Raw genomic sequence first — 16,505 nt, 5'->3', positions numbered from 1 at the left:
TCCGTCAATGGCCCCAGAGCGAATCCGCGCCGCGCTTCACGATGAAGAGGCCGAAACCGAGGCTGACGAGCGTCAGCGCGGTGCCGAAGACGGTCATGCCGACATCCACCGAATGCGCGATCACGAAGAGGCCGAGAATGGCCAGGATGAAGGAGCCGGCGAGGTAGACGAGGCGGCTCAGGGGGAATCCGATGGCGGGCATTTGGGGGTCTCCTGGTTGTCATCGAAGAGGATGCGGGCGGCGGCGCCGTCGGGGTCCTCGTACTGGCCGTTCCGCAGCGTCCAGCCGAAGAAGATCAGCGCGAGGAGCCCGAGCCCGAGGGCCAGCGGCACGAGCAATGCAAGGGCGTTCATGAATCCCTCCCCGCGCGGAGCGCGTTGAGAATGACCGCGAGCGAGGACGTCGCCATCACCACCGCCGCGAGCAGCGGCGTGACGAAGCCAAGCACCGCCATCGGCACGGCCACGAGGTTGTAGGCCAGGCTGAAGGCAATGTTCTGGCGCGCCGCGGCCTGCGCCCGGCGGGCGGTGCGGATCGCGGCCGGCAGGGCGGAAAGCCCTTCGGCGCGCAGCACAAGGTCGGAGGCCGCCTGCGCGAGGTCGGTGCTGCCCGCCGGGCTGGCCGAGGCGTGCGCGAGGGCCAGCGCCGCCGCGTCGTTGATTCCGTCGCCGAGCATGAGCGGGCGGCGGCCCTGCCCGCGGAGCTCCTCGATTCGAGCGGCCTTGTCGGCGGGCGTGGCGGCCGCGCGCCAGTCAGGGATGCCGAGGGCTTCGGCCGCCCAGGCCACGGCCGAGGGCGCGTCGCCGGAGAGCAGCTCCACCTGCAGGCCGAGACGCCGCAACGCCTCAACCGCCTGCCGCGCGTCCGGGCGCAGCGGATCGGCGAAGCGGAAGGCCACCGGCACGGCCTTGGCATCGGCGCGGTACCACAGCGCCGGACCGGCCTCCGCCGTCGCCTCGATACCGCAGAAGCCGGCGCTGCCCAGCCGTTCCACGCCGTGCAGCAGGCCGGCGCCCAGGATCTCCACGACATCGCCGGCCGCGTGCACCGGCGCCGGACAGGCCGCGACAAGGGCGCGGGCCAGCGGATGCCGGCTGCTCGCCGCCAGCGCCGCTGCGGCCTCCAGCGCGCCAACTGGACGCTCCGGATCGGGCAGCAGCTCGGGATGGCCGGCCGTGAGCGTGCCGGTCTTGTCCAGCACCGCCACGTCGCAGGCCGCCAGCCGCTCCAGCGCGGTCGGCGAGCCCACCAGCACGCCGCGCCGGAACAGCGCGCCGACGGCGACCACCTGCACGGCCGGCACCGCGATGGCGAGGCCGCAGGGGCAGGTGACGATGAGCGCGGCCACCGCCGGTACCAGCGCCGCCTGCCACGGCAGCCCCACGCCCAGCCACCAGCCGAGGAAGGTGCAGAGCGCCACGACATGCGCGACCGGCACGTAGATCCGCGCCGCCCGATCGGCGATGGAGACGTAGCGGCCGCGTGCCTGCTCGGCCCGCTCCAGCAGCCGCGACACGGCGGCGAGCGAGCCTTCGGCGGCCACGGCCGTCACGCGCTGAACCAGCGCCGCGCCGAGGTTGACGGCGCCGGCGGGCAGCGCGCCGCCGGCAGCGAAGCGGCGGGGCAGGCTTTCGCCGGTGATCGCGGCGGTGTCGAGCAGCGCCTCCCCCACCTCCAGCACGCCGTCGAGCGACAGGCGCTCGCCGGGCGCGACCAGCAGGCGCTCGCCCACGCGCACGTTCTCCGCGCCGATGCGATGCGCGGTGCCGTCGGCATCCAGCCGCGTGACCTCGGCTGATTGCAGCGCGATCAGCTCCGCACAGGCCTGGCGCGCGCGGCGGCGCGCGGCACGATCCAGCACGCGGCCGGCGAGCAGCAGCGCCAGCAGAGCGGTCGCCCCGTCGAACCAGGTGAAGGGCCCGTTGCGCAACGCTTCCGAAAGGCTCATCGCCGTGGTCGCGAGCACGCCGAGCGAGACGGCCATGTCCATGTTGATCCGCCCCGCGCGCAGGGCGGCGAAGGCGGAGCGGTAGAAGGGCATGCCCGCGACCAACACCACGGGCATCGCGATCAGCGCGGCAAGCCAATGCATCAATGCGCGCGTGGCCTCGCCCATGTCGCTGCCGACCCAGACAGCGACGGACAGCATCATCACGTTCGACGCGCCAAAGGCGGCGAGGCCGAGCGCGCGGATCAGAGTCTTCTCCTCGGCATCCTCCGTCGCGCGCAGGCAGGCGGCGGACCAAGGCGCCACGCGGAAGCCGAGCCGCGCCACGATGCCGGCCAGCTCCTCCGCCCGCGAGGTCGGCCCGCGCCAGGTCACGGTCAGCCGCCGCACCGAGAGGCTGGCGCGGGCGCGGAGCACGTCCGGCTCCATGGCCAGCGCCTGCTCCACGAGCCAGACGCAGGCGCCGCAGGTGAGACCCGCGACCATGAGCTCCAGGCTGTGCTCCGCGCCGCCGCGCGTGGGGATGGCACGCGCGGCGAAGTCGACGGGGGGCAGCGGCACGGGGCGCAGATCGGCCGCGACACTCTCGCGACGCCGGTAGAAGGCGTCGAGGCCGAGGCCCGAGATCAGCGCGGCCGCGCCCTCGCAGCCCGCGCAGCAGAAGCGCCCACCGCCGGCCGGGACCGGCGCGCCGCAATGCGCGCAAGCGGCCGTGGAGGCGCGCGGCGCTTCGGCTTCGATCCGGGTCGGGAGGGCTGTCACGGGAAGGTCAGCCTCTCGCGCAGCTCGAAGCGGTCCGGACCGCGCGTCACGGTCAGCACGGCCTCCCAGGCGCCCGGGATGGGCGCTTCAACGCTTGCGCGCCAACCGCCCGGGCCGATCGGCTGAAAGTCCAACGGCAGCACCGTACGCTCCAGCGGGCGCTGCAGCACGCCGGTGACGATCGCATCGGCCGGAAGCGGCGTGCCGTCCTGCAGGCGGAGCGAGACCAGCACCGCCGCGTCGGCGCGAAGCACCGTGCCACGCCAGCCGAGCGCGCGCTGCCGGGCCGCTTCCGCCAGGACCTCGCCGTATTCGAGCCCGCGATTATAGGCGCCGGCCGTCGTGGTACCGGTGAAGGTGCTGACGGCCGCCGTGATGAGCACCGCATTCACCGCGATCACCACGCCGAAGCCGGCGACGAAGACCCAGGGAATCCAGCGGCCGCGCGGGGCGGGAGATGTCGCGCTCATGATCGGGGCCTCAGGAAGCTGGTGGTCGCCGTGGCGCGCGTGACCTCGCCGGGCGCGAGCAGGCGGACCGTCACCGGCGTGCCCTCCTCGGCCGGCAGCGCATAGGCGGGCGTGGTGACGAAGAGGCGAAACTCGGCCACGCTGTCCGGCCGGGTCTCGACCAGCGGATGGCCGGCCGCGTCCTCGCGCGTGCCGTCCAGGACCTGCCAGGCGGTGCCGGGCGGCAGGCCCTCCACGGCCACGGCGAGCGCCTCCGCGGCATGCCGCCGGTCGGAGAGCTTCAGCGTGTAGCTGTTGCGGACGCCGCCGTCGGCGAGGCGGACATAGAGCGGCGCGCGGTCGCGCAGCACCTCCAGCGAGACCGGCTGCCGGAGCGCGAGGCCGGTCAGCATGGCCAGCACGATTCCCGCCATCGCCGCCGCATAGACCCAGGTCCGAACGCGCAGCAGCCGCACCTTGTGGCGCGCTTCCATGCCGGCGGCAGCGCGCGCGGGGCCGGGGGCCATGGCGGCGGTCGCGGCCTCGGCAGCAGCGAGGTTGCCGATGGTCTCGAAGCCGATCAGCCCCTTCGCGCGGCCGAGCTTCTCCATGATGTTGTCGCAAGCGTCGATGCACAGCCCGCAATTGATGCAGGCGAGCTGCATGCCCTCGCGGATGTCGACGCCGGTCGGGCAGACGTTCACGCAGGCCTGGCAGTCCACGCAGGCGCCGGCGGCATTGTCATGCGCCTTGCCGCGCGGCTCGCCGCGCCAGGCGCGGTAGGTGACGGCGAAGCTCTCGGAATCCAGCATCGCCGCCTGGAAGCGCGGCCAGGGGCACATGTAGGTGCAGACCTGCTCGCGCGCCCAGCCGGCCAGCACGTAGGTGGTGAGCGTGAAGAGGCCCGCGAAGCCGAGGATGGTCGTCGAGGCATCGAAGGCGAGAAGGTCGCGCGCCAGCGCCGGCGCGTCGGTGAAGTACATCACCCAGGCGCCGCCGGTGGCCGCGGCGATGGCGATCCAGGCAGCATGCTTGCCGATCTTCCGGCCCCAGTCGGAGGCGGACCAATGCGGCTTGTGGTCGCGCCGCATGCGAGCGTTGCGGTCGCCCTCGATCCCGCGCTCGACCCACATGAACAGGTCGGTCCAGACCGTCTGCGGGCAGGTGAAGCCGCACCAGACGCGGCCGAAGAGCGCGGTCGCCGCGAAGATCGCGATGGCGCCCAGCAGCAGCAGGCCCGTGAGGTAGTAGACCTCCTGCGGCCAGATCTCGAGCTGGAAGAAGAACAGCCGCCCGCGATCCATGTCCACGAGCACGGCCTGGTCCGGCTGGCCCGGCCCACGGTCCCAGCGCAGCCAGGGCAGCAGGTAGTAGAGCCCCAGGCAGGCGATCAGGATCGCCCATTTCGCTCGCCGCACCGGTCCGCGGACCGCCTGCGGATAGACCCGCACGCGGTCGGTGTAGAGCGGCTGGTCGCGGTCGTCGGGCACGAAGGCCCCGGGCTTGTCCATCTTGCTCACGGCGCGCCGGCTTCAGTGCCGCCCAGACTGTAGATGTAGGTGGTGAGCATCCGGATGGTGGCGGGGTCGAGCCGCCGCTCCCAGGCCGGCATCACGCCGCCGCGCCCGAAGGCAATGGTGCGCAGGATGCTCGCCTTGTCGCCGCCGTAGAGCCAGACACGGTCGTCGAGGCGCGGCGCGCCCAGCTCGCGGTTGCCCTGCCCACGCTCGCCATGGCAGCTCACGCAGTTCTCGGCGAAGAGCGGCGCGCCGCGCGCGGCCGCGGCCCCGTCGGTGTCGCGCCCGGTCAGCGAGAGCACGTATTCCGCCAGATCGTTCGCCTGCGCCGCCGTCACCATGCCATCGGCCACGAAGCGCGGCATGAGCGAGTTGCGCGTGTTGTCGTCGTCCGGCGCGCGGATCCCGTGGCGGATGGTCTGCTCGATCTCGTCGAGATGCCCGCCCCAGAGCCATTCGTCGTCGGCCAGGGTCGGGAAGCCCGGCGCCCCCTGCCCGCCCGCGCCGTGGCAGGCGGCGCAGGTGTTGGCGAAGGCGACGCGGCCGCCGGCCATGGCGAAGGCCCGGAGGTCCGGATCGGCGAGGATCTGCGCGGGGGTCGATTCCCGCAGCCGCGCCAGCATGGGCTCGGCCGTCGCGGCCTGCTCGGCGCGGTCGCGCTCGCTGGCCCCGCGCGTGGTGTGGCCGAGCAGCCCCGTGGCGCCCGTGATCGGCAGGGCCGGGTAGAGCACGACCCAGACCGCGGCGAAGGCGATCGTCGCGTAGAAGGTCCAGAGCCACCATTTGGGCAGCGGGGTGTTGAGCTCGCGGATGCCGTCCCACTCATGGCCGGTGGTGGCAGTGCCGGTGACGGCGTCGCGTTCGGTGTGGTCGTCCATCTCGCCGTGTCCTATTCGGTGTCGCGCAGGGGAATCTGCCGCGCGCGCTCGAACTGCTCCCGACGGGACGGCCGGAAGGCCCAGCCCACGATCCCGGCGAAGAGAATGAAGAACCAGACCACCCAGGCGGTGGTCAGCAGGCTGTGCAGCTGGTGGATGTCCATCGTGGCCTCCTATTGCTGGCGCAGCCGCTCGGGCGTGACCTCGGAGAAGTCCACGAGGGTGCCGAGCATCTGCAGATAGGCGACGACCGCATCCATCTCGGTGACGGCCCGGGCGTTGCCGTCGGGGTCCATCTGCCGGGCGCGGGCGTAGCGCGAGGCGAAGGCCGTGCCGTCCTCGGCCGGCCGGGCCTGCGCCTCCAGGTCGGCGGCGGCATTGGCGACCATCGCCTCCGTGTAGGGCACGCCGAGGCTGCGCAGCGTCGCCAGGCGATCGCCGATGTTGGCGTAGCTCAGCGGACGGTCGAGGAAGGCGTAGCCGGGCATGACGCTCTCGGGAACCAGGTCGCGCGGGCCGCGGAGGTGCAGCACGTGCCACTCGTCCGAGTAGCGGCCGCCGACACGCGCGAGGTCCGGCCCCGTGCGCTTGCTGCCCCACTGGAAGGGGCGGTCGTACATGCTCTCGGCCGCGAGGCTGTAGTGACCGTAGCGCTCCCGCTCGTCGCGGAAGGGGCGCACCATCTGGCTGTGGCAGGTGTAGCAGCCCTCGCGCAGATAGATGTCGCGGCCGGCGAGCTCAAGCGGCGTGTAGGGGCGGATGCCGCCCACGCGCTCGATCGTGCTCTCGATGGTGAAGAGCGGGATGACCTGGACCAGGCCGCCGATCGAGATGGTGATCAGCGTCAGCACGCCGAGCAGGATGAGGTTCCGCTCGATCCGGCTGTGGCTGAATCGGATTCCGAACATGGGGTGCAGCTCCTCAGGCGGCCACGGACGCGGCCGGGAGGATGCCGTGCGGCTCCTCCTGGGGGGCGCGCACGCTGCGGTACAGGTTGTAGGCCATGAGCAGGGCGCCGGTCAGGTAGAGCACGCCGCCCGTCGCGCGGATCACGTAGTAGGGATGCATCGCGGCCACCGTCTCCACGAAGGAGTACTGGAGGAAGCCGAGATGGTCGTAGGCGCGCCACATCAGGCCCTGCATGATGCCCGACACCCACATCGAGGTGATGTAGAGAAGGATTCCCAGCGTCGCGATCCAGAAGTGCCAGCTCGCGAGGCGGGTCGACCACAGCGCGGTGCGGCCCCAGAGGCGCGGCACGAGCCAGTACAACACGCCGAAGGTGATGAAGCCGTTCCAGCCGAGCGCGCCGGAATGCACGTGGCCGATCGTCCAGTCGGTGTAGTGCGACAGCGAGTTGACGGCGCGGATCGACATCACCGGCCCCTCGAAGGTCGCGATGCCGTAGAAGCCCAGCGCGGCGACGGAGAAGCGCAGGCCGACGTCGGTGCGCAGCTTGTCCCAGGCGCCGGAGAGCGTCATGAGGCCGTTGATCATGCCGCCCCAGGAGGGCATCCACAGCATGATCGAGAACACCATGCCCAGCGTCTGCGCCCAGTCGGGCAGCGCGGTGTGGTGCAGGTGGTGCGGGCCGGCCCAGATGTAGAGGAACGTCAGCGCCCAGAAGTGCACGATCGACAGGCGGTAGGAGTAGATCGGCCGCTCCGCCTGCTTCGGGACGAAGTAGTACATCATCCCCAGGAAGCCCGCGGTCAGGAAGAAGCCCACCGCGTTGTGGCCGTACCACCACTGGATCATCGCATCCTGCACGCCGGCCGCGGCGCCGTAGGACTTGGCGCCGAACACCGAGACCGGCAGCGCGATGTTGTTGCCCAGGTGCAGCACGGCGACGGTGATGATGAAGGCGAGGAAGAACCAGTTGGCCACGTAGATGTGCGGCTCCTCGCGCCGCAGGATCGTGCCGCCGTAGATGACCAGGTAGGCGACCCAGACGAAGGTCAGCCAGAGGTCGGCATACCATTCGGGCTCGGCGTATTCCTTGCCCTGCGTCACGCCCAGCAGGTAGCCGGTGGCGGCGATCACGATGAAGAAGTTGTAGCCCCAGAAGAGGAACCAGCCCGCGTCGTCGCCGCCGAAGAGCCGCGCGCGGCAGGTGCGCTGCACGACGTAGAGGCTGGTCAGCAGCAGCGCGTTGCCGCCGAAGGCGAAGATCACCGCCGAGGTGTGCAGCGGGCGCAGCCGGCCGAAGGTCGTGTATTCGATTCCGAGGTTCAGCACGGGGAAGGCGAGCTGGAAGGCGATGTACACGCCGACGAGGAAGCCCGCGATGCCCCAGAAGATGGTGGCGATCGCGAAGGCCCTGAGGGGCGCATCGACATAGATGGGCTGCGGGCGCGCGAGGGCCCTGGCAACGGGAGGCGCATCCTCCGCCGTGGTCACGTCATTGGGCATGGGGAACTCCTGGCATGGCTTCCTGATCGGATATCGGCGGCGCGGCGGCCCTGATTTGCATCAGGCCGAGCCTGCGACGCGCAGGGCGAGGGCGGTGAGGACGGCGCCGTTGAAGAGCAGCGCGACGCCGCCGGCGAGGCGCATCCCGCGCCCGAAGCGGCGGCCGAAGAACCGGCCCAGCAACGCGACGCCGGCGAGCGCGGGGATGGTGCCGGCCACGAAGGCCAGCATGGCGAGCGCGCCGGCCAGTGCGCTGCCGCTCGCTGCCGCGGCGGCCAGCGCCGCGTAGAGCAGGCCGCAGGGCAGCGCCGACAGCGCCAGGCCCAGCAGGAAGCCGCGCGCAGGCCCGGGCGGCGCATGCAAAAGGCGGCCCGCCAACGCCAAGGCGGGCAGCGGAAGAGACGGGAGATGGAATCGCCAGCACGCGGGAAGCGGCAGGCTCGCCACGGCCTGGACGAACATCAGCACGGCCGCCAGCGCGAGCGGCACCGCGAGCAATCCCCGCGAGATGCCGAAGGAGGCCAGTCCGACGGCCCCGCCGGCGGCCGCGCCCAGCGCCGCGTAGCCCACGCCGCGCCCGAGGTGGTAGGGCAGGAGCTGCAGCCCGACGAGGCGGGCCAGCCGCCCGCCCGGCGGGTCGCCCGCCATCTGCGCGATCACGAAGGGCCCGCACATGCCCGCGCAATGCGTGGCGCCGCCGGCGAGCCCCGCCACGAGCATCGCCCCCACCAGCGCGAGGACGCCATGGGCGCCCAGCGCGGTCAGGTCATGCAGGCAATCGGCGAACATGGGGGGCGGTCAGAGAACCTCGCCCACCAGGATGACGGGCGGCGGCTCCAGCCGGTCCTCGACGCGGCGGACGCCCTCGATGCGCTCGGCCAGCACGCGCATCGCGCGGCGCACCTCGTCGGAGCGGATGAAGCCGTGCAGCGTCACCACCCCGTCCTGCACGTCCGCGAAGATGTAGACGCTGTTCGTCCAGGGCTGCTCGCGCATCTCCAGCCGCAGCGCGTCACGGATAAGCGCGTCGCGGGACGCGCCGTCGCCGACCCGGTCCGGCGGCGCCAGCACCGCGCGCAGCAGGTCGGCGCGCGAGACGACGCCCACGAGGCGGCCGTCGCGCAGCACGGGCAGCCGCTTGACCCGGTGCTGCTCCATCAGCTGCGCACAATGCGCGGCGGTGGCGTCGGGATCCACCGTGACCAGCTCGGTCGTCATGACGTCCTGCGCCAGGATGCCGTGCGTGCGCGCATAGCGCTCCGCCTGCGCGTTCACGTCGCCGAATAGGCGGCCGAACCAGCCGGTCGGCTTGTCCTCCTCCGCGGCGAGGCGACGCAGGAGGTCGGCCTCCGTCACGATGCCGGCCAGCTCGCCCGAGGCCTTGATTACGGGAACCGAGGAGATCCCGCGCTCGGCGAGCAGCCGCGTCAGGGCCGTGACCGGCAGGTCGGGACGCACGGTCACGACCTCCCTCGTCATGAGATCGCGGGCGAAAAGCGGTGTCTCGATCATCGGGCTTCTCCCTGGTGGGTGTGCCTGTTTGGACCAGGCGCGGCGTCAGGCGCCCTGCGCCAGATCAGCGGCGCGCAATCCCTCGATCCGCGGCACCGGGCCGTCGAGCGCCAGCACGACCCGACCGTCGATCCGGCCCTGCTCCATCCGGACGAAGACGCCGTTGATGTCGCCCAGCTCGCCCCAGGAGAAGCGCGCCCGGACCTTGCCCTCGGCGCCGAACTGCAGCGCCTCCTCGAGGTCCTGGCGCGTGCCGACGATGGAGCCGCGCACGGTGATCCGCTTCAGCACGGTGTCGAAGATCGGCAGGCAGAAGCGGCCCGGCGGCAGGCCCACGATCGCCATCGTGCCCCGTGCGCGCAGCAGGCCGAAGGCCTCCTCGATCGCGCTGGGCGCGACGGCGGTGACCAGCGCGCCATGGGCACCGCCGGTCGCACGCAGGAACTGCGCCGCGCCCTCGGCATCGCCCGACTGGAGCGCGGCGTCGGCGCCCAGCAGCCGCGCCATCGCGAGCTTCTCGGGATGAACGTCGACGGCCGCGACATGCAGGCCCATCGCCTTCGCGTATTGCACCGCCATGTGGCCGAGCCCGCCGACGCCCGAGACGACGACCCACTCGCCCGGCCGGGCCTCGGTCTCCTTCAGGCCCTTGTAGACGGTGACGCCGGCGCAGAGCAGCGGCGCGGCGGGGCCCATCTCCAGCCCGTCCGGGAGACGGCCGACATAGTTCGGGTCCGCGAGCGCGTAGTCCGCGAAGCTGCCGTCCACCGAGTAGCCGGAGTTCTTCTGGTCGCCGCAGAGCGTCTCCCAGCCCGTGCGGCATTGTGGGCAGTAACCGCAGGCGCTGTGCAGCCAGGGGATGCCGACGCGGTCGCCCTCGCGCAGGCGGCGGACGCCGGCGCCGACCGCCGCCACCGTGCCCACGCCCTCATGGCCGGGGATGAAGGGCAGCTTCGGCTTCACGGGCCAGTCGCCGCGCGCCGCGTGGAGATCGGTGTGGCACACGCCCGTCGCGGCGAGGCGCACGAGGATCTGGCCGGGGCCGGGCGTCGGCACGGGGCGCTCCTCGATCACCAGCGGCCGGCCGAATTCCCTCACCACCGCCGCACGCATCATCTTCGCCATGTGCCGTTCTCCCGTTGGACTGGAAGCGAGGCTGGCAGACGCAGAGGGTACGCGCGCTGATCCGGATCAGGACCGGCGCCCCGAGCGCCTCACTCCCCGCCGTCGGCCTGGGATTCGAGGGCGTCGCGATCGAGCAGCTTCACGCGATGCAGGCCCTGGTCGGCGATGATCCGGCGCTTGCGGAAGCTGGTCAGGATGCGGCTGACCGTCTCCGCCGTCAGGCCGAGATGGTCGGCGATGTCGTAGCGCGACATCGGCAGGTCGATGAGGCCGGCGCCCTGCAGGCTGCGGCTCTCGACGTCCAGCAGGAAGTTCGCGACGCGCTCCGCCGCGGACATCCGGCCGAGGAGGAGGCACCGGTCCTCGGCGGCCGACAGCTTCTCCAGCGCATAGGCCTGCCAGGAATGGGCCGCGCCCGGCTCGCGGTCCACGCAGTCGTCGATCTCCTTGCGCGCGAAGGCGATCACGACGGCCTCGGTGATGGCCTCCGCGGAGAAGCGATGCGCGCCGGAGCCGTCGAGGCCGAAGACCTCGCCCGGCAGGGCGAAGGAGGCGACCATGCGCCGGCCGTCCGGCAGGAAGCGGTAGGTGCGGATGCAGCCGGAGACCACCTTGTAGAGATCGCGCGCCGCGGCCCCCTCGGCATAGACCGGCTCGCCGCGCAGCAGCCGCATCGGGCGGCCGGGGAGATGCGCGGGCGTCGCGGCGGCTGCGGCCGCCTTCGCGACGACAGGGAAGGGGAAGGCCAGGGCGGTGCTGCGGGCGGCGATGGTCTGCATCGGGATGCTCCCTGCTGGAACGTGATGACCCAGGCGTAGAGGCCCCGCGGGGATCGGAAAATCTGGGAAATTCACTCGCGTGGAATTACGCAGCGTAGATCTACGCAACGGCCGGGACGCCCGTGACGGAAACGCACTGATCCAGGTCAGGGCGGCGGACGCGCGCGATCCTAGGTTTCGGGCTTCCCGCGAAGACCGGCCTCCGGGCGCCAGGCGATCGCAACCGCACGGAGGCCTCCGCCTTGCTTCTCGCCGCCCATTGGCGCTGCCTCCCCCCGCCGCAGGGCGGGCGATGACGGCACTCCCGCCCTGCCCGCTCGGTGCCGCCGACGACCATGTCTGCGGCTGCCGCGCCGCGCGTTCCGTGGAGGATGGGCAGGTGCTGGTCTCCATCATCAGCTCCGACGCCGCGGTGCGCCGCGCGCTGGTCCTGCTGCTGGAGGCGGAAGGCATGCCGGCCAAGGCCTTCTGCGTGCTGCCCGCCTTCCTGAGCGTGATGAGCCGCATGCCGGGAGCCCCGCGCCACTGTGTCGTGATCGAGGAGGAGCAGGCCCGCGGGGTCGATACGGAGGCGCTGGCCCGGCGCATCGCGCGGGACGGCCAGCCGGTGTCGCTGATCGTGCTGACGGCGCCGTCGCACCGGCGGCCCCCTGCCCCGGCCCCCCAGGCCGGCGTCGCCTTCGTCGACCCGTTCAAGGTGGACGAAGTGCTGCGGATGGCCCGGCAGGCGCTGGCGCTGCCCTAGAGTTTCTTCCGTTCGCTCAGGCTCACTCCAAAACCTCTAGGCTTTTATCTTCCGGGCATCTTCACCCGATCAGACGAAGCGGTCTGACCGGGACCTGCCCTAGCCCCCACCGCTGAGCTCCGCCAGCACCGAGAGCCGCACGGCCTCGGCCAGGCTGCCGACGCCGAGCCGCGCCATGAGGCGCAGGCGGTGCACCTCCACCGTGCGCGGGCTGAGGCCGAGCTCGTGCGCGATCACCTTGCTCGACTTGCCTTCCATCGCGAGGTCCAGCACCTCGCGCTCGCGCGGCGAGAGGGTCGCGATCCGCGCCGCCGCGTCGGCGATCTCGGGGCGAGCTTCCTCGCGCGCCGCCGGCCGGCCTTCGCTCATGGCAAGGGCGGCACGCACCGCCGACAGCATCGCCTCGTCGTCGAAGGGCTTCTCGAGGAACTCGAAGGCGCCGGCCTTCATCGCGCCGACGGCCAGGGCGATGTCGCCATGCGAGGTCATCACCAGCACCGGGCGCGAGAAGCCCAATCCCCGGAGACGGCGCAGCAGCTCGACGCCGTCCATCCCCGGCATGCGCACGTCGGTGAGCACGCAGCCCACGTCGCCTGGATCGAGCGACGGCAGCCCCTCGAGGAAGGCCAGGCCCGAGGGCCAGGTCCGCACCGGCAGCTTCGCCGAGAGCAGCAGCGTCTCGATCGCCCAGCACACATCCTCGTCGTCGTCGATGACGTGCACCGCCGCGCTGGTGGTCATGAGGGCTGGTCTCCGGAGATCGCCGGCCCAGCCGGCAGCGTGAAGCGGAAGATGGTGCCGCCCACCGGGTTGGGCTGCGCCCAGAGCCGCCCGCCATGCGTCTCGATGATCGAGCGGCTGATCGAGAGGCCGACGCCCATCCCGCCGGCCTTGGTCGTGACGAAGGGCTCGAAGAGCTTGGCCGCGACCTCCGGCGCCAGGCCAGGCCCGGTATCCGTGACTGCCACCTCGACGCTCGAGGCGTCGGGCCGCGAGCTCGAGATCACCATCTCCCGCCGCGCGCCCTCGGCCGTCTCCGTCATGGCATCGATCGCATTACGGATCAGGTTGAGCAGCACCTGCTGGATCTGGATGGGAGCGACCACCACCGCGATCGGGCCCGGATCGAGCCGGAAGGTCACGTGCACGCCGAGTTGCCGCGCGCCCACCAAAGCGAGGGAAGCGGCCTCCTCGATGAGCTGCGACAGGTCGACGAGCTGGCGCTCCACCTCGCCCTTGAGCACGAATTCGCGCAGCCGCCGGACGATCTGGCCCGCGCGCAGCGATTGCCCCGCCGCGCGTTCCATGGCCTCCACCACGCGGGGCGGCAGGGCGTCGGAATCGGGCATGTCCTGCAGCATGCGGAGCGCCGCCCGCACCGAGCTCGCAATCGCGGTCAGCGGCTGGTTCAGCTCGTGCGCCAGGGCCGAGGCCATCTCGCCGGCGGCGCTGAGGCGCGAGACGTGCAGGAGCTCCGACTGGACCGACTGCAGTCGCTGCTGCTGCTCCTGCCGCTCGGAGAGGTCGCGCACGAAGCCGGTGAAGAGCCGGTGCCCGCCGGCGTTCACCTCGCCCACGGACAGCTCCATCGGGAAGGTCGTGCCGTCGCGGCGCTGGCCGGTCACCTCGCGCCCCAGGCCGATGACGTGCCGCTCGCCCGTGGCGAGGTAGCGCGAGAGGTAGGTGTCGTGCCGGGCGCGGTCCGGATTGGGCATGAGGATGGACACGTTGCGCCCGATCACCTCGGCGGCCTTCCAGCCGAAGAGGCGTTCCGCCGCGCTGCTGAAAGAGGTCATGACGCCACGCTCGTCGATGACGATCATGGCGTCCGGCACCGTCTCCAGGATCGAGCGGAGCTGCGCCTCGGCGCGCTGCTGGCCGGTGACGTCCACCATGGATTCCAGGATGGTCGCCGGCCCGCCCGCCTCGTCGCGCTGCAGGGCCTTGTGCACGGCGACGGCCACCTCCTCGCCGGCGCAGGTGCGTTGCCGCAGCAGACCGGTCCATTCGCCGTCCTTCGCCAGCGCCGCCTCGATCTCCGCCAGCGGCTCGGGGAAGACGGTGCCGAGGAGCTCGTGCGAGACGCGCCCCAGCGCCTCCTCGGCGCTCCAGCCGTAGAGGCGCTCGCAGCCGGCCGACCAGGAGGTGATGGTGCCGTCCGGCCGGCGTGCCATGAAGGCGCCGAGGTCGATCGTCGCAAGCGTCTGGCGCAGGCGCGGCTCATTCCGCCGCAGCGCAGCGTGCTGTTGCGTGAGGTCCCGGACGACGCCGATCCGCATCCATCGTCCCCGGTGGAGGATCGGATGGCCCTGGAACTCGGCCGGGAAGACCGTGCCGTCGGCCCGGAGGCCGGTGGTCTCGTACGGCTCGGTCCGCTCCTCCTCCATGCGCGAGCGGGCCTCGGGCCGCGCCGAAGGTTCGATGAAGTCCAGCGGGTGGCGGCCGATCACCGCCTCGCGCGAGGCATGGCCGAACATCCGCCAGAAGGCCCCGTTGGCGTCCAGGATGCGGTCGTGGTCGTGGATCGCCATGCCCTCCCGGGCGACGGCGGAGAAGGCGCGGCCGCGGTCCTCGCCTGCCCGTGCCGCGGCGGCGTCGCGCGAGCGCAGGACGGCGAGGGCAGCGAGGCCCAGCACCATCAGCGCGGCCGCGATCCCGAGGCCGGCCTGCCACCACACGCCGCTCCAGGTGAGCCAGGTGCCGGCCAACAGCAAGGCGATCGCCACCAGCACCCCCGAGGCCAGCAGCAGGGACAGGACAAGGCCAGCTGCCGGGGCGGCGGCCGAAGAGGCGCGAAGGTCCAGCACCTCGGGAGAATCATTCATCAGGCGAAGCCAGGTTCAGCGCAGGCGAAGAATGCGATCACAGACGCTCCGGAGCAAGCGCTCCGAGGCCCCGGCCCGGCCGTCCGGCGGCAACGGGCGCCGCGGGTCCGGATCGGCCCGCGGCCCTCGGTTCATGCCACCAGGAGCCGGTCCCTGACCTCCGTCACGCCGGGAGCCGACCAGGCCGCGCGCTCGGCGGCGTCGCGCTCGTGCCAGCTGTTCACCCGGCCCCGGAGCTCGACGCGACCGCCGTTCGTGGTGATCGTGATGCCGCCGGCCTCGACGCGCGCATCCCGCTGCAGCGCGTCCTCGATGCGGCGCCGGATATCGGCCGGCTGCACCGCGGCGCGCAGCACGATATCGTTGAGCACGCCGACGACGCCGGTGAGCTTCTGCACGGCATGCTCCGCCGCCGCGCGCTGGAATTGCCACTCGACCTCGCCGGACAGGGTGATCCACCCCTTCTCGACCTTGATCCGGATGGCGTCCTTCGGCACCGCCGCATCCCAGGCGAGCAGATGCACGGCCCGTCCGGCGATCTCGTCGTCGCCCGTCTTGGCCGCGGCCGGCAGGTGGACCTCGATGTCCTGGGCGATCGCCTTCACGCCGCGCAGGCATCGCACGGCGCGCTCCGCGGCCAGCTTCTCGGCATAGCTCGCGACATGTCCCGAGAGCGTGACGACGCCGTCATCAGCGGTGACGCCGATATGGGTCGCATCCAGGCTCGGATCGAACTGCAGCTCGTCCAGCACCAGACGCTGCAACCGCTTGTCCTCGTCCTTCATGGATTGGTTTCCCCTGGCACCCGGCCCCCGATCGGGCCGACCTGTACAGCCTGTTGCGCCGCGGCCCGGCCTGCCCTGACCTGCATCAGGACTGCGCGAAGGGCGTGTGCTCGTGGAGATGCGCCACGATCTCCACGATCGGCGCCTTGGCCAGATCCTTGTTCAGCGTGCCGTGCAGCGCCTGCCGCGTGGCGCGCCCCAGGCCCTCGCGGAGATGGCCGAGGAAGCGCGGCGGCGCCATGATGTAGAGGCGCCGATAGCTGTTGTCGCGCGCCCAGTGCTCCAGCCGGTCGAGAAGGACGCGGGCGAACTCCGCCTCGGCTTCCTCGTGAGGATCGGCGCGCACGGCGATGCCGTGCCGGGCCATGCCCACGCTCTCATGAACGCGGCCGGGCCTGTCGGTGCCCAGGTCGCGGGAGGGCGGCGTGAGGTTGGACATGCGGTGCTCCTCGCGCTCGATCCATTCGGCCTCGAGCGAGGCGCGCTCCAGCACGCGGGCGTGCTGCCCGTCGGCGACGAGAATCCAGATGGGATGGTTCCACATTCTTCCGTTCCTTCCGCTTGGCGGCCGTGGGCGAGATGGCCACGTCCTTCAGGCAGGGAATGGCGTTTCCGTGACGGGCGCCATGATGTGGGTCAGCCGGCGCGGGTCGGCATCCCTGACGCAAATCAACGCGCCGCGCGGCTTTTCGTCCGAGGAAGGGGCGTCCGCGCCGCCCCGACGACGACCGCGCCGTGGACATCCCGACAACAGAGCAGGAGGATTG

The 16,505-nt window shown here is 72.0% G+C and carries 18 protein-coding genes; 1 reads left to right on the top strand and 17 read right to left on the bottom strand.

Annotated features, from left to right (window positions below):
* Window positions 1–4: 4 nt before the first annotated feature.
* The 13 genes from AC1ROY_RS28205 to AC1ROY_RS28145 form a co-directional block, all read right to left on the bottom strand.
* A complete protein-coding gene (locus tag AC1ROY_RS28205; protein WP_493152259.1) occupies window positions 5–202 on the bottom strand; it encodes a hypothetical protein in 198 nt (65 codons plus the stop codon).
* Entirely contained in the window at window positions 178–354 is a 177-nt protein-coding gene (gene ccoS / locus AC1ROY_RS28200; protein WP_493152258.1) for a cbb3-type cytochrome oxidase assembly protein CcoS, read from the bottom strand. The genes AC1ROY_RS28205 and ccoS overlap by 25 nt, the downstream gene beginning before the upstream one ends.
* Window positions 351–2,711 carry a heavy metal translocating P-type ATPase gene (locus AC1ROY_RS28195; RefSeq protein ID WP_493152257.1) on the bottom strand — a complete coding sequence of 787 codons (2,361 nt, stop codon included), beginning with the start codon at window positions 2,709–2,711 and terminating at the stop codon, window positions 351–353. Before AC1ROY_RS28195 ends, ccoS begins: the two co-directional genes overlap by 4 nt.
* On the bottom strand, window positions 2,708–3,181 hold the full coding sequence (locus AC1ROY_RS28190) for a FixH family protein (protein WP_493152256.1): 474 nt from the start codon (window positions 3,179–3,181) through the stop codon (window positions 2,708–2,710). The genes AC1ROY_RS28195 and AC1ROY_RS28190 overlap by 4 nt, the downstream gene beginning before the upstream one ends.
* Window positions 3,178–4,671, bottom strand: coding sequence for a cytochrome c oxidase accessory protein CcoG (gene ccoG, locus AC1ROY_RS28185; protein WP_493152321.1), 1,494 nt, complete (start codon window positions 4,669–4,671; stop codon window positions 3,178–3,180). Before ccoG ends, AC1ROY_RS28190 begins: the two co-directional genes overlap by 4 nt.
* Window positions 4,672–4,676: 5 nt before the next feature.
* Complete coding sequence (ccoP, locus tag AC1ROY_RS28180; protein ID WP_493152255.1) at window positions 4,677–5,555, bottom strand: cytochrome-c oxidase, cbb3-type subunit III; 879 nt, start codon at window positions 5,553–5,555, stop codon at window positions 4,677–4,679.
* An 11-nt stretch (window positions 5,556–5,566) separates the two neighbouring features.
* The gene (locus AC1ROY_RS28175) at window positions 5,567–5,719 is read right to left on the bottom strand and encodes a cbb3-type cytochrome oxidase subunit 3 (protein ID WP_493152254.1); all 153 of its coding nucleotides are present in this window, start codon (window positions 5,717–5,719) and stop codon (window positions 5,567–5,569) included.
* Window positions 5,720–5,728: 9 nt separating this feature from the next.
* Window positions 5,729–6,463 carry a cytochrome-c oxidase, cbb3-type subunit II gene (gene ccoO, locus AC1ROY_RS28170; protein ID WP_493152253.1) on the bottom strand — a complete coding sequence of 245 codons (735 nt, stop codon included), beginning with the start codon at window positions 6,461–6,463 and terminating at the stop codon, window positions 5,729–5,731.
* Window positions 6,464–6,476: 13 nt separating this feature from the next.
* On the bottom strand, window positions 6,477–7,967 hold the full coding sequence (gene ccoN, locus AC1ROY_RS28165) for a cytochrome-c oxidase, cbb3-type subunit I (RefSeq protein ID WP_493152252.1): 1,491 nt from the start codon (window positions 7,965–7,967) through the stop codon (window positions 6,477–6,479).
* A gap of 60 nt (window positions 7,968–8,027) precedes the next feature.
* Window positions 8,028–8,756: an urease accessory protein UreH domain-containing protein gene (locus AC1ROY_RS28160; RefSeq protein ID WP_493152251.1), complete on the bottom strand. Its 729-nt coding sequence runs from the start codon at window positions 8,754–8,756 to the stop codon at window positions 8,028–8,030.
* 9 nt (window positions 8,757–8,765) lie between these two features.
* The gene (locus tag AC1ROY_RS28155) at window positions 8,766–9,479 is read right to left on the bottom strand and encodes a CBS domain-containing protein (protein WP_493152250.1); all 714 of its coding nucleotides are present in this window, start codon (window positions 9,477–9,479) and stop codon (window positions 8,766–8,768) included.
* 45 nt (window positions 9,480–9,524) lie between these two features.
* Window positions 9,525–10,604, bottom strand: coding sequence for a zinc-dependent alcohol dehydrogenase (locus tag AC1ROY_RS28150; RefSeq protein ID WP_493152249.1), 1,080 nt, complete (start codon window positions 10,602–10,604; stop codon window positions 9,525–9,527).
* A gap of 89 nt (window positions 10,605–10,693) precedes the next feature.
* Window positions 10,694–11,383, bottom strand: a complete 690-nt coding sequence (locus AC1ROY_RS28145; protein ID WP_493152248.1) for a helix-turn-helix domain-containing protein — start codon at window positions 11,381–11,383, stop codon at window positions 10,694–10,696.
* A gap of 292 nt (window positions 11,384–11,675) precedes the next feature.
* Here AC1ROY_RS28145 and AC1ROY_RS28140 point away from each other — a divergent pair, with 292 nt between their 5' ends.
* A complete protein-coding gene (locus AC1ROY_RS28140) occupies window positions 11,676–12,128 on the top strand; it encodes a response regulator transcription factor FixJ (RefSeq protein WP_493152247.1) in 453 nt (150 codons plus the stop codon).
* Between the two features lie 99 nt (window positions 12,129–12,227).
* On the opposite strand, the gene AC1ROY_RS28135 is transcribed toward AC1ROY_RS28140, so the two are convergent.
* The 4 genes from AC1ROY_RS28135 to AC1ROY_RS28120 all read right to left on the bottom strand — a co-directional run bounded on the left by AC1ROY_RS28135 (window position 12,228) and on the right by AC1ROY_RS28120 (window position 16,282).
* Complete coding sequence (locus AC1ROY_RS28135) at window positions 12,228–12,869, bottom strand: response regulator transcription factor (protein WP_493152246.1); 642 nt, start codon at window positions 12,867–12,869, stop codon at window positions 12,228–12,230.
* A complete protein-coding gene (locus AC1ROY_RS28130; RefSeq protein WP_493152245.1) occupies window positions 12,866–14,953 on the bottom strand; it encodes a PAS domain S-box protein in 2,088 nt (695 codons plus the stop codon). The genes AC1ROY_RS28135 and AC1ROY_RS28130 overlap by 4 nt, the downstream gene beginning before the upstream one ends.
* A gap of 131 nt (window positions 14,954–15,084) precedes the next feature.
* On the bottom strand, window positions 15,085–15,738 hold the full coding sequence (locus tag AC1ROY_RS28125; RefSeq protein WP_493152244.1) for a BON domain-containing protein: 654 nt from the start codon (window positions 15,736–15,738) through the stop codon (window positions 15,085–15,087).
* An 85-nt stretch (window positions 15,739–15,823) separates the two neighbouring features.
* Complete coding sequence (locus AC1ROY_RS28120) at window positions 15,824–16,282, bottom strand: host attachment protein (protein WP_493152243.1); 459 nt, start codon at window positions 16,280–16,282, stop codon at window positions 15,824–15,826.
* Window positions 16,283–16,505 lie beyond the last annotated feature (223 nt).

It is taken from the genome of Roseococcus sp. GW821-FHT12F05 (assembly GCF_058806835.1).
This window is presented reverse-complemented; position numbering and strand designations above follow the sequence as displayed.